This is a genomic window from Microcoleus sp. N3A4 (genome assembly GCF_036701805.1).
GTDB lineage: Bacteria > Cyanobacteriota > Cyanobacteriia > Cyanobacteriales > Microcoleaceae > Microcoleus.
The window spans coordinates 42,820-55,633 of sequence record NZ_JAUBRJ010000032.1; the positions used below are offsets into that span (position 1 = coordinate 42,820).

The 12,814-nt window shown below is 46.6% G+C and carries 13 protein-coding genes and 1 tRNA gene; 8 read left to right on the plus strand and 6 right to left on the minus strand.

Annotation, left to right across the window (positions count from 1 at the left end; translation table 11 throughout):
• Positions 1-278: 278 nt before the first annotated feature.
• A complete protein-coding gene (locus QUA56_RS19130) occupies positions 279-512 on the minus strand; it encodes a hypothetical protein (protein WP_333360414.1) in 234 nt (77 codons plus the stop codon).
• Positions 513-633: 121 nt separating this feature from the next.
• Entirely contained in the window at positions 634-1,023 is a 390-nt protein-coding gene (locus QUA56_RS19135; protein WP_333360416.1) for an AbrB family transcriptional regulator, read from the minus strand.
• Between the two features lie 265 nt (positions 1,024-1,288).
• Between QUA56_RS19135 and QUA56_RS19140 the strand changes: the two genes are divergently transcribed.
• From QUA56_RS19140 to pyrR, 4 genes are all read left to right on the plus strand, one after another.
• On the plus strand, positions 1,289-1,732 hold the full coding sequence (locus tag QUA56_RS19140; RefSeq protein ID WP_333360418.1) for an RrF2 family transcriptional regulator: 444 nt from the start codon (positions 1,289-1,291) through the stop codon (positions 1,730-1,732).
• 37 nt (positions 1,733-1,769) lie between these two features.
• Positions 1,770-2,171 carry a GFA family protein gene (locus QUA56_RS19145; protein ID WP_333360420.1) on the plus strand — a complete coding sequence of 134 codons (402 nt, stop codon included), beginning with the start codon at positions 1,770-1,772 and terminating at the stop codon, positions 2,169-2,171.
• A 107-nt stretch (positions 2,172-2,278) separates the two neighbouring features.
• Positions 2,279-3,358, plus strand: coding sequence for an adenosylcobinamide-phosphate synthase CbiB (cbiB, locus tag QUA56_RS19150; protein ID WP_333360492.1), 1,080 nt, complete (start codon positions 2,279-2,281; stop codon positions 3,356-3,358).
• A 443-nt stretch (positions 3,359-3,801) separates the two neighbouring features.
• Positions 3,802-4,335: a bifunctional pyr operon transcriptional regulator/uracil phosphoribosyltransferase PyrR gene (gene pyrR, locus QUA56_RS19155; protein WP_333360421.1), complete on the plus strand. Its 534-nt coding sequence runs from the start codon at positions 3,802-3,804 to the stop codon at positions 4,333-4,335.
• Between the two features lie 296 nt (positions 4,336-4,631).
• Here pyrR and QUA56_RS19160 read toward each other — a convergent pair.
• A tRNA-Ile gene (locus tag QUA56_RS19160) sits at positions 4,632-4,704 on the minus strand.
• Positions 4,705-4,889: 185 nt separating this feature from the next.
• On the opposite strand from QUA56_RS19160, the gene QUA56_RS19165 reads away from it, so the two are divergent.
• Both QUA56_RS19165 and QUA56_RS19170 read left to right on the plus strand, forming a co-directional pair.
• Positions 4,890-5,582, plus strand: coding sequence for a hypothetical protein (locus QUA56_RS19165; protein WP_333360424.1), 693 nt, complete (start codon positions 4,890-4,892; stop codon positions 5,580-5,582).
• Between the two features lie 71 nt (positions 5,583-5,653).
• Entirely contained in the window at positions 5,654-7,132 is a 1,479-nt protein-coding gene (locus tag QUA56_RS19170; RefSeq protein WP_333360425.1) for a hemolysin family protein, read from the plus strand.
• A gap of 7 nt (positions 7,133-7,139) precedes the next feature.
• Here the strand turns inward: QUA56_RS19170 and QUA56_RS19175 are convergent, their stop codons facing one another.
• Positions 7,140-7,754: a hypothetical protein gene (locus QUA56_RS19175; RefSeq protein ID WP_333360427.1), complete on the minus strand. Its 615-nt coding sequence runs from the start codon at positions 7,752-7,754 to the stop codon at positions 7,140-7,142.
• Between the two features lie 164 nt (positions 7,755-7,918).
• Between QUA56_RS19175 and QUA56_RS19180 the strand changes: the two genes are divergently transcribed.
• Positions 7,919-8,248 carry a hypothetical protein gene (locus tag QUA56_RS19180; protein ID WP_333360429.1) on the plus strand — a complete coding sequence of 110 codons (330 nt, stop codon included), beginning with the start codon at positions 7,919-7,921 and terminating at the stop codon, positions 8,246-8,248.
• 521 nt (positions 8,249-8,769) lie between these two features.
• Here the strand turns inward: QUA56_RS19180 and queC are convergent.
• On the minus strand, positions 8,770-9,444 hold the full coding sequence (queC, locus tag QUA56_RS19185; protein WP_333360431.1) for a 7-cyano-7-deazaguanine synthase QueC: 675 nt from the start codon (positions 9,442-9,444) through the stop codon (positions 8,770-8,772).
• 159 nt (positions 9,445-9,603) lie between these two features.
• Positions 9,604-10,938 carry a cytosine deaminase gene (locus QUA56_RS19190; RefSeq protein WP_333360433.1) on the minus strand — a complete coding sequence of 445 codons (1,335 nt, stop codon included), beginning with the start codon at positions 10,936-10,938 and terminating at the stop codon, positions 9,604-9,606.
• A 585-nt stretch (positions 10,939-11,523) separates the two neighbouring features.
• Here QUA56_RS19190 and QUA56_RS19195 point away from each other — a divergent pair.
• Positions 11,524-12,771 carry a GTP cyclohydrolase II gene (locus tag QUA56_RS19195; protein ID WP_333360435.1) on the plus strand — a complete coding sequence of 416 codons (1,248 nt, stop codon included), beginning with the start codon at positions 11,524-11,526 and terminating at the stop codon, positions 12,769-12,771.
• Positions 12,772-12,814 lie beyond the last annotated feature (43 nt).

Consider the following 12,814-nt stretch of genomic DNA (forward strand, 5'->3'; position numbering starts at 1 on the left):
CTGTTCCGACCCGTAATTTCATTTAGGGGCGATCGGCGCTGTTTGCTTGCCCTCAAAACACTTCCCAGAGAAAAGAATCAGCAGCGATCGCGGGACTTATACTATTTGAGATTTTAGATTTGAGATTAAAGAATTCAATAATTGGGAATTACCGATGACGATCGTGGTTTAGAGCTTCGCTACAGTTGCATTATTTTTTTCAACTGGTATAACGCACTGTTAGCTTAGAATACCTCCGCCATTTTGTTGCTTTGTTGGGTTTCCTACCTCAACCAAACCTACTTCTTCCCTCGAACCTCTTCCCGACCCCTGTTAGATCCGTTAAATCGGCTATACAATCCGTTGGCGAACATCCATCCCTGACATCCGTTGCCGAACTTCTCTTCAACAGCTATGCGGAAAATCCCCCGCTTGTCCAAACGGATATAGCGAGGGGCGAGAATACCTATTCTCGGAAAATATAAAGTGGTGGCAGTGGCTTTTGTCGAGCCATTGCCATCTATAGCAGCCATACTGTTTTAGGCGCACAGAAAGATTTCAGAGCCAACTCTCTGCTTGCAGTCAATGCTTGAAGTCAATGCTTGAAGTCAAACTAACCAGTTCAAGCAAGAAGTCAAAGCAAGTGGTAAAGGCTTAGGCTACTTCTTCTTCTCGATCGATTTGGCGCAGGTGAATGTGCTTGCGTCCCAGAGAGATTTCAAATTCATCTCCCGGCTGGAGTTCCATTTGTTTGGTGTAGGCCGCTCCAATCAGTAAGTTGCCGTTAGATTGAACGCTAATCCGATAGCTGGCTGAGCGTCCGCCGCGTCCGTTGCCGTTTTGCTTCCCGTCTAGCTGAATGCCTTCTGCATCAATCAGCGCATTCAGGAATTTCATCATGTTGACCCGTTCTACGCCGTTCTTGGTAACGGTGTAGTAGCCACAGGCTCTAGCTTTTTCTTCCTTGGTAAGGTTCTCTAGGTCTTTGACCTTTTTGATCAGACCTTCGCCTTCTAGGGGTTCGATATTTTTCTTTTTAGCCATTTACTGAGTCCTGAAATATTCAACTGGTGTACGGATTTTTTCTCGGTTGGTTTTTAGTTTGACCAAGAAACTTTAGCTTTATAGCTGGTCGTAAAACCATATTACACCGATCGGCTCAATTGTTAACCACTATTATCTAAATATTTTTAACAACCTGCTGTCTTTCTTGAGGAGTAGCAGCAGCCGGTGCGAGCAATCTCTAAACTCGGTAGCATAAGCTATCAGCTATCAGCTAGCTGAATATTTGCCCCGCTCTTAAAATCCCATGAAGTTAACCACACGCGGACACTACAGTGTCAAAGCATTACTGGATCTAAGTTTGCAACCTCGCTACGGCCCGACATCGGTGAAATCGATAGCGAAGCGACAAGAGTTACCGGCTCCGTATCTAGAAAAATTGCTGATTGAAATGCGACGAGCCGGTTTAGTCCAATCTGTTCGGGGCTCCCAAGGAGGATATCAATTAGCCCGCGTGCCCGCTCAAATCTCTTTAGGACAAATCTTAGAGGCTGTAGGTGAAACTATTGAACCTTTACCTCGACATTTTCCCGACGCGACGCAAGCAGAGGACTGGGTAACATTCAGTTTGTGGAACCGATTGCACAAAAAACTTGCCGAAGCGCTGTACAGTATTTCCCTCGAAGACTTATACTATGATGTCCGCAGTTGGCAAGCGGCTCTTGGGGAAGAAACTAGCTTTATCATTTAAATGGTAAGTTCATTGATTCGATCTGGAGCAAGCACACATGGACGCAACACTTGTTACCTACTCTGGCGGCTGTCACTGCGGAGCTGTCCGCTTCCTTGTCGCCGTTGACAAACACCAAGCATCTGATTGCAACTGCTCTATCTGTAAAAAGAAAGGATTTTTGCACCTCATTGTGCCGCCGGAACGTTTTACCTTGCTCAGTGGCGAAGATGTTTTGACAACCTATACATTTAATACAGGAACTGCTAAACATACTTTCTGCCGAATTTGCGGCATTCACTCGTTCTATCGCCCCCGATCGCATCCCGATCATTTCGATGTCAACGTCCGCTGTCTTGACGACTATGCCATCGAACACTTTCAGATCCTACCCTTTGACGGTGTTAATTGGGAGCAGAACGTACACTTGCTGGGCGACGAAAGTAATCTCAGCATTTAAAATCAGGGTTCAAAAATCAAAGTCAGCAAGGCTAGCAGCATTTAAAACCGTGGCCCTCCTGCGAGCGCTGCTGCTTGGATCGACTATCAAGTTTGACACAATATATAATGATGCCGGATGAATTTCCTGTTTTGATTTTAGCTGCGGTATTGGATTATTCGATCGGCGATCCTTGGGGTTGGCCTCATCCCGTGCAGGCGATGGGTTGGGCGATCGACCGCTATACTCGACTTGTATTTAATATATTGAATAATCCCGCAGGCAAAATGCCTCCCGCTGCAGTTAGTCCCGCTCTCGTCCGGCACAAACTGCTGCTGCGATGTGCTGGTACAATACTAGCGATCGGGCTGATTCTAGGCAGTTATACTGTCAGTTGGTCGATCGTCCAAGCTGCTAGTTGGGTGCATCCTCTTTTAGGTATTGCCCTACAGACGATTTTGCTCGCAAGCTGTTTTGCCGGCCGCAGTTTGAGGGCGGCTGCTGAAGACGTGCTAGCACCTTTAAATGTTGGAGATTTAGTCAAGGCGCGAGAACGGTTGAGCCTTTACGTCGGTCGGGATACCGAAAACTTATCCGAGTCAGAAATTCTGCGAGCATTGTTAGAAACTGTAACAGAGAATGCAGTCGATGGCGTGAGTGCCCCGCTATTTTATGCCCTAGTTGGGTTCGCTCTGCCGCATCTATTATTAAATGTTACCGATGGCTCGATCGATCCTAACTCGATGTGGGTGAGTGCTATAGTCCCCTTGGCGATCGCTTACAAAGCAGCTAGCACATTAGATTCTACGATCGGCTACAAAGAAGCGCCATACACTGATTTAGGATGGTTTAGCGCCAAACTAGAAGACGTGCTGACGTGGATTCCTTGCCGGCTAACAGTGATTACTTTAGCCCTTATATCTGGCAAACCGATTTACATTTGGCAGATTTGTCAGAGAGATGCTGTTAAAGATGCCAGTCCCAATTCTGGTTGGAGCGAGTGCGTTTACGCCGCCATCTTGGGAGTGCAACTAGGAGGTACAAATTCTTATCGCGGAGTTGTCAAACACAAACCGCTCTTAGGCGAGCCGGTTCACCCGATCGCAGCGCAGCTAATTTGCCAAGCATTACAATTAACTCGGTATTGCTTTCTGATTTGGTTGGGATTATCATTGCTTTTTTATACTTTATTCTGTTTGAGCCGCTAACTGATGACCTCACCCGAACAGTCCAGGACGCATAAATAACGTATTTCTGTCATTGTTCGCGATCGGCATTGCAATCGCAGCATCTGCTTTTCATCCGTTCTGGGTAAGTCCTGCAGAAGACAGATATCAGCCACCGACAGGAGCAAAAAAAAGTTTTGGCCTCAGTTCAAACCCCCAGATTCATCTATCAAGTCAATCTAAAATCTCAAAGCTCAAATCCCAAATCGTTCCACTCCCAGATTCATAGACGAGCAATTGCACAAATCTTTGATTGATACACAAACCGCAGATAATGGCAGATAAACACAGATAAACGCAGATAATTTGCGATGGAGAGCGAATGAATGCAAGATGTCTCATTTGTCAAGTCAGTCTAAAATCTAAAATCTAAAATCTAAAATTGTGCGATCCGCCAACAGCCAACAATTAGCTCGCAGCAAGCAATGACTAAAATTATCGAAATTTTATCGCCGGATGAAGTGAGGCGCACTCTCACCCGCGTCGCTTCCCAGATTGTCGAAAAATCAGGGAACCCCTCGGAGTTAGTGCTGTTGGGCATTCACAGTAGAGGAGTGCCTTTAGCTCAAATTTTGGCCGATCAAATTGAAGTCCTCGAACAAGTCAAAGTACCCGTGGGCGCTTTGGATATTACCTTTTACCGAGATGACTTGGATCGAGTTGCGATGCGGACACCGGCTAAAACAGAAATTCCTTTCGATTTGACGGGCAAAACTGTGGTGTTGGTAGATGACGTTATATATAAAGGCAGAACGACTCGAGCGGCTTTGAATGCGGTAAACGATTACGGCCGGCCGGAGAAAATTTGGTTGGCGGTATTAGTCGATCGAGGCCACCGAGAAGTACCGATTCAGCCAGATTTTACGGGTAAAAAGTTGCCGACTGCAAAGGAAGAACAAGTTAATGTTTACGTTCAAGAGCTAGACGGGCGCGACGGAGTGGAGTTAATTAAGGGTTGATATCGTTGACCTTGGCATCGGAATAATAATTTTCGGAGTGAAGTGCGAGTGCGCCAGCTCGCTCTTGAGATGGGATCGTTAAGCGTATAAGCTTTTATAATAGTTCCCGCTCCGTTGGCTACAGAAGCGATCGCGGACAGCACTTACACAAAAACAGTCCAATTAAGGTACGTAGTTGCGCTTCAGCGCTCTTTCATCTCTCAAAGAGCGCTGAAGCGCAACTACGTACCTAAACTGGTATCTGAGAAGAAACCGGGTTTTGGGTTCACGGGGGGATCGTCCTAAGTTCTTAAAAATCGGCAGTGCAGGAGTTGAACCTGCCTGGGGCGAATTATGAGTTCGCTGCCTAAACCGCTCGGCCAACTGCCGTTAAATCGATTTGTTCGACCTAACTGAAAATGAAGTATAACATAATTTCTCAGTCCGTGCTAGAACTAGAGAACAAAAATCAAAATCTTTAGATCTGCCAAGCCCCCGATCGCCTGTTAGCCGCTGTGCTGGAGCCGATCGACCGGAGAAAGCAGTTTCTAGGACTCGGCATAAAATTATAGGCAATGGCAGTGAATTCGACAGTAGTGCTGACTCTAATTCTGCTCGCTCTGATGTTTGGAGCAGGTGTGACGAGTTCTGTTTGGGGATTTACTATAGGTCGCGAAGCCTTGAAAGGAACGACTCAACCCGATATTCGCCCCAGCAACAATGCTGGCAGCGGCAAGCAGGGAACTGTGGCTAGCAAAGACCAAGTGAGCATTTTGAAAGAAAAAGACATTCTCAAAACCGTCAAAGCGCGGGTAGAAGGTCGCGATCCAGAAAAAACAACGGCCGGGGCAAATACTAAAACAGACAAGGCAAGCTCTAAACCAGCCACAGCCAAAAAAACGGGCGCACAAAATGCCAGCGCCAAGTTTCCCCTGAACAGTCGCGACGGGGGAATAACCCTGGAAGTGAGCGCGGCCAGTCAGCGCAGCAACTCCATGCTGCTAGACGTGAGCATGAAAAACGAAGGCTCGCAAGCTGTGAGGTTTCTCTACAGTTTCTTGAACGTCACTGACGATCGCGGCCGGGCCCTGAGCGCGACTGCCGAGGATTTGCCGGCCGAACTGCCCCCCAACGGGCAGGTGTATTACGGTACTGTTAGTATCCCCACAGCTTTGCTGGAAAATGCTAAGGAAGTTTCGCTGACGCTGACAGATTATCCAGGTCAAAAACTACAGTTGCAAATATCTGGCATTCCAGTGGCGAAATAAGACAAAAGGAGCAAAACCTCCAGACGGATTCTCAGGTTCGATCGATCGAGAAAATTGTTCTAGGGAGCATTGTGTCACTTTTAGGGGCGAGAGTGCAGGAAATAGCTGAGTTACCCGCGATGACTTGGGCAGAGGTGCTGTCGCGGTTGCTGTCAGTGCTGCTGCTGATTGCGATCAATGCTTTTTTTGTGGCGGCTGAGTTTTCGATGGTGACGGTACGCCGATCGCGCATCAATCAGTTAGTGGATGCTGGCGACGTTGCAGCTCTAACTGTTCAATCTTTGCAGCACAGTATCGAGCGATTGCTCTCGACAATGCAGTTGGGAATCACTCTTTCTAGTTTAGCTCTCGGCTGGATTGGGGAAGATACGATCGCCGTGCTAGTCCAAGCTGCGATCGGCTGTTTGCCGCTGCCAATTTACATCAAGTCTGCGATCGCCCATTCTTTGGGCATATCAATAGTAACTTTTTTCCTGTTAGCTTATCTGCAAATCGTACTCGGCGAACTTTTACCCAAATCTGTAGCGTTACTTTATTCCGAACAGTTAGCCAGAAGTTTAGGGCCTCCGAGTTTATTGATTTCCCGTCTGTTCAATCCCTTTGTGTCGTTTCTCAATCAATCCACTCGATCGCTTTTGCGGTTTGGGGGCATCGAATACGACCTAAGACACCGGCCGGTTACTCCCGAAGAACTGCAATTAATTATAGCTACTTCCAGCGAATCAAGCGGCTTGGAAGCAGAAGAGCGAGAACTGCTCAACAACGTGTTTGAATTTAGCGAAGTTTGGGTAGAAGAAGTGATGGTGCCCAGGCCGAGCATTGTCGCACTTCCGAAGACGGCTACCTTTCAAACTTTGCTCGACGAAATGGCGATTTCCAATCATTCCCGCTATCCAGTCACCGGAGATTCTTTAGACGAAATTATCGGCATTATTGGCTTCAAACAACTTGCGAAACCCCTAGCTCAAGGTTTGCTATCTCCCGACACGGAAATTGTAACTTGGATGCATTCGGTGAGGTTTGTGCCGGAGATGATGCTGCTGGGGGAACTGCTGCCTTTGATGCAGAGTTCGTCGGAAGAAATTGCGATCGTTGTCGATGAATTTGGCGGCATTTCCGGGTTAGTGACGCTGAGGGATTTGATTGCGGAAATTATCGGCCGCAGCTACGAGTCGCCCGACAGCAAAGAAATAGCTTTGCAAGTATTGGACGATCGCACTTTTTTGGTGCAAGCGCAGTTAAATGTAGATGATGTGAATCAAATATTGAATGTGGATTTGCCAGTAACGGACGAATACCAAACAATCGGAGGTTTTCTGAGCTATCAGTTGCAAAGAATGCCGGCTGTTGGGGAAGTTTCGCGCTGCGGAAATGTGGAACTTACGGTTGTTTCTGTGTCCGGGCCGCGGTTGGATCAACTTCAAATTCAGTTGCTGGAAGGGACGGCGGGCGATCGAGCTTTGGGTGAAGTTGCAGCAGCCGATGGGGAAATTGTGGGAAAAGGGCGATCGAATAACGGGTTGAGAGGTGTGGCAAAATTTTCGAGTTGAGAATATTTTAGCTAATGCCTATATAATCTACTCCCTCGAAGTCGCTGCGTACTAAATCATCTAACGTTGGGCCTTTGGGGCGCAAATTAACCCGATCGCCAACCTTCACATTTCCGTAATGTACCAAGGGAATATAGATATCTTGCTCCTGCATAAAAGCGTCTGTAAACCTAAAAGCACTGTCAATATCCTCAGCTTTCACGTCACGAAAGTCAGAGAGGAATAGGAGATCCATTTCTGCTTCAAAGTACAACATCTCTGCAAAGGCACCTCCGTCGTAGCAGTTATAACCAATATAACCGCAAGTGTCGCTGCATTTGTAGTAGAGGGCGCGAGTGGATAGAAAGTTAGAAAGGGTGATAGCATCCCCTTCTCCAAATACAAGCTGATATGGCTGATACTTCACTTGTTCAACGATCGTCCACGGGTGTCCCCGGAACTGAAAAACAATATAGCTTTCGGCGGTAATTTCGATTTCGCGATCGTATATGTCCCGTTCCCAAACATCCGCACGTCTTGCCCTACTAAGCCTTTGGGCTACTGACTCAATAGGAGCGCGAACGAGAAGTAGATTTTGGTTTACGTCAATAGATTCAATACCTCGGTGCTCTTCAATAGACATATCTTTTAGATTGAGAAAAACAGTCAATAATTAGTCTACCTCTTTTTCAGACTGTAGCGAATGCTCAGGAAGAACCAGGGTGCTTTATACTTGATTCATCAGGTCAAGTCAACAGACTCGATCCTTTATGCAAGCGCGATGAACAGCAGAAATTAAGGAATGCTATGAAAGCTCAAGAACTTTATCAACAAGCATTCGACCTCGGTCGCAGAGAACTGTATAAGGAATCTGCTGAAGCTTTTACTCAAGCAATTAATCTCAATCCTGATTTTGTAGAAGCTTATATGATTCGTGCTCGTATGCGAGCTGTAATTGGAGAAAAACAGGGTGCTGTAGAAGATTTTCAGAAAGCGATAGATATCTACAGGGCTAGAGGACAATCGCAAATAGCTGATATGCTTTTAGTTCCATTGAATTCGCTGCAAAATGAAATTAAGTTTGACCAGGAAGATCGGGGTCAACCGGAAGTTGAGGATGAGCCGAAAGGTAAATAAGCAGCCTGCTGATTCAAAATTCATCAGGTCAAGTGAATAGACTCGATTACAATTATATTTTATCTCTCCAAGTTCATGCTGCAAAAATTGTACTTAATTTATGCTGTTTCTTATCTTTTTCGTGCTTATTCTCGATGGGGAAATGGAGACAAACAGAGAGCAGTTAAATATTTTCAGAAAGCGATAGATATCTACAGGACTAGAGGACTATTGGACATAGCCGATCAGCTTTTAGTCCCATTGAGTATACTGCAAAATCAAATCAAGGATGAACAGGAAAACCAGTATCAAACGGAAATTGAGGATGAGCCGAAAGCTAAATAAGCAGCCTAAATTTGAGTTTTGTTTGTAAGGTGCGTCAGGCTTGAAGTGAGTACGAAATAATTAGGGTTTTCCCTCTGACGCACCCTACGAACTGGATGCACTGCGATGCTTAGAAACCTGGTTTTTTACCGTTGCGGCGGGCGCAGCGAAGAGACTCGAAAAAACCCGGTTTCTGGCCCGTCGCGCGCAAGTCATTTTTAAGCGTAAGGCACCGGATCTTTTAATCCCAATTCCTCAAAAGCCGCCAGCCGCAGCCGACAAGAATCGCAAACGCCGCAGGCATTTTCGCCGCCTGCGTAGCAAGACCAAGTTTGCTCCCAAGGCACTCCTAATTTGTTGCCTAATTGAATAATTTCTGTTTTTTTAAGTTCGATCAAAGGTGTTACAATATTAATAGCATTTCCTTCTCTGCCTTGCTTTGTTCCTAACCGAAATACTTCCTGCATGGCTTGGATGTAATCGAGGCGACAGTCGGGATAGCCGGAATAATCTAAAGCGTTGACACCGATGTAAATGCGATCGGCTTCTAGAGTTTCGGCGTAGGCGAGGGCAAAACTGAGAAAAATCGTGTTTCTAGCTGGAACGTAGGTAGTGGGGATGTTTTGAGACATTTCTCCCAGAGTGCGATCGATCGGCAATTCAATCTCATTATCCGTCAAAGCCGAACCGCCCCAAAGCGTCAGGTCAAAGTTTACCACCTGATGCGCCTTAACCCCGGCCCAAAGTGCGATCGCCCGTGCTGATTCCAACTCCCGCCGATGTCTTTGCTTGTAGTCAAAAGAAATAGCGTAACACTCGCAGCCGTCGGCCTTGGCTTGATACAAAACAGTTGAGGAATCCAGCCCTCCCGACAATAAAATAACTGCTTTCACTGAAAATCACCTCCATTAAATTAGCATTTACATTTATATCAAATCTCTTGTCAATTGACAAGATAGCAATGCCGAAATGCTTTTTGAAACCTAGATATTACACCAATCTCAAGAACGGGCAGGAAATCCTGTTCTTGAGATTGGTGTAATATGTCAGATTTAAATTCCTAACAAATCGTCTAGTTCGCGGTAATCGGGCAAAGTTGTATCAATTTCTATACCCTGCCGCAAAACTGTGCGATCGCGCTGCGATCTAGATAACAGTTCGCTGAAATTCCGCGCCTTAAACAAAATTAAATCTGCTGGTAAACCAACGGCAATTTTTCCGAGATTCGGCAATCCCATTAAATCTGCTGGTGTTTTTGTGACTGCGCGCGGCCAATCTTCCCAAGGTCTATCTAAATGGGCAATGCGGACTGCCATATTAAAGACTTCCAAAACATCGTGATCGCCAAATCCGTAAAACGGATCGCGACAATTGTCGCTAGCAACTGCAACGGGAATTCCTGCTGCTTTGAGTTCGTGCAGCAGCGTGACTCCCCGCCAGCGCGGTGTACGCCCAGATTGTCGGTCTTGCAAGTAAAGGTTGCACATCGGCAAGCTGACAATGCCAATATTTGCGGCCTTGACTAATGCAAGGGTTTCTGTTACTAATTCGGGCGGTTGTACGGCTAAACTACAGCAGTGACCGCAGATAATTTGACCGCTAAATTCATGGCGGATGGCGGTTTTTGCGACTTCTCGCAGTGTTGTTGATTCTGGATCGTCGTTTTCGTCGGTGTGGAAGTCGAGGTTTAAATTTCGTTCTTTGGCTAAGGCAAAAACTCGATCGAGTTGTTTGTCTAAATCGGGGTTGATATAGGCGACGCCGCCGAGATTGCCGCCAATTTCAGCAATGCGATCGGCTAATTTTTCGCCGGCAGGTGTCAGGAAATAGTCGAGGGAAACCAGGGAAACTGCTTGCAAGATCAGCCGATCGCCCCATTCGGCTTGCAGCGCTTCAAATACTCCCAAACTAACGGTTCCCTGTTCGCCTGCGCTGTCGATGTGAGTGCGGATGGCCTTGGTTCCGTGGGCGTAGCTGCATTTGAGGCCGAACTCCATCCGCCGGTAAACATCCTCTGCATTCCAGTTTTTTTCGGCATCAGCGCGCGCTGTGTCGATCGCGCTGGCAAAAGTTCCATCGGGATTGGGCGATCGTTCCCAAATGTGACCTTTGTCTAAATGCGCGTGCATATCAACAAAACAAGGCCAGATTAAGCCGCCTTGCAAATCTACAACTGGGATATCTGCAATTGGGAAAAAATGTTCTGTACCTGATGGAAGAATTTGGGCGATCGTACCCGCTGCAATTTCCACATCCACCGCACAAAAATTGTTCTCAGTCCCTGTTGTTGCGACAGTAGAAGCTGAGGGGGCGATCGATTGCATCTCTAGAATAGACGCGGGCACGCGACCATTTTTGAGCAAATAATTAGATGTACTTGGCAACATTAATTTTGTGAGTTAGTATGTACAGCAGATTCCATGTATATGTGGTACACACCATATTGTAGTAAGTAAGGTGCGTCGCCATTAACAATCTGCAAGTTCCATTTAAAAGGTCGCAGCGACGCACCCTACATAACACGTACCACACAATATAGCTGAAAAGTGTACTTCATGAACCTGGAATATGCTGTATTTTCTTGATAATTCAGCGCTATTAGTTGTAACTATAGCAACCCTTGCAGGAATTGTGAACATCTCTCTTTTCCTCTTTCTCTCTTTTCTAGATTGTCTGCGTCAAGAGCGCCCTCTGCGGTTAGTTTTAAAAAAGATCGTGCACAAATGAAATAGAATTGCTAAAGAAACTGGGCTTAAATATGTAGCTTTGTTGTTGGCAGTGCAGCCCCGATCGCTGAAGCACAAAGATAAAATTTTTATATTTTTGAGGAAAGCGCGCAAGTCAGCGTCACGGGTTTGGCTATGCCGGATACTTCCAGAGCCTGAATCCTGTTGCTATCATAAATCACTGCTTCAAATTGCAATTTTACTTTCAACCAACAGCAGCATCCATAGCAAGAACCAAAAAAAACTGTGTCAAAACCCAAGCATATAGTTTTAACCTCCCATCCCGACAGATCCGGCAGAAAACCTCTTCCCATCTACTGGGGAGAAATCGATCCCCTGAAACGGGGGCCTGTGATTGGCAGTCTCACCAAATCATCTCACCGGAATGCGATCGGCACTCATTCGGGTTCTTACTCTGTTTATCGCGCGCTAGCAGTTGCTTCCGGCGCACTCCAAGCAGATCACCGCCCCGATTTTACTAACACATCTCCGGCCTCACACATCGGGCCGCACCCGAGTTGGGGCGATCGCAATTTGATTGTTTCTCTCGATCCCTTTGGGGGTCTCGTCAGCGAAATTTATACTTCATTTCTCCAGCAGGGATACGATATTCGACCGACAATTGCTGTAACTAAAGCTCACATTAATATGCCGGAATTGCAAGATGCCATCGCTAAAAAACGGGTACAAATTGATGGCAAAATAGTCAAAGAAGGCGGTAATTTAGCAGTAACTAAAATTGCGATCGACCCGGTGTGGTATTTGCCGGGAATTGCTAGCAGGATCGGCGCCCAAGAAAGCGTTCTCCGTCGTGTCCTGTTTGAGGAAACAGGCGGAATGTTCTCGGATTTAGTGACGCGGCCGGACTTGCACGTTTTCTTGCCGCCAATTGGCGGAACTACTGTTTATATCATTGGCGATGTCGCGAATATTTCTGACCCGGACAAGCAGTTGGCGGTACGGGTACACGATGAATGCAACGGTTCTGATGTCTTCAGTTCGGATATCTGCACTTGCCGCCCTTATTTGGTACACGGGATTGAAATTTGTATCCAAACGGCACAATCCGGCGGTTCTGGGGTAATTGTTTACTTCCGCAAGGAAGGGAGAGCTTTGGGGGAAGTGACTAAGTTTTTGGTGTACAATGCCAGAAAACGGCAGGAAGGCGGCGATCGAGCTGATGCCTATTTTGCTCGCACTGAATGCGTTGCGGGAGTTCAAGATATGCGGTTTCAAGAACTAATGCCAGACGTGCTGCACTGGTTGGGTATCTCTCGAATTGACAGTTTAGTTTCTATGAGCGATATGAAATACAATGCGATTATCAATTCTGGGATTCAGGTGGTCGATCGCATCGCCATTCCTGAAGATTGGATTCCCGCAGACGCACAAGTCGAAATCGTCGCCAAAAAAGCCGCCGGCTACTACACGACAGACCCTGTGCCAGATGCTACAATTCTTGCAGAAGCGATCGGACGCGATTTAGGAGATTGAGAGGGCAAAAACGCGAGGGGTCGGACGCGAACAATCGCGTTTT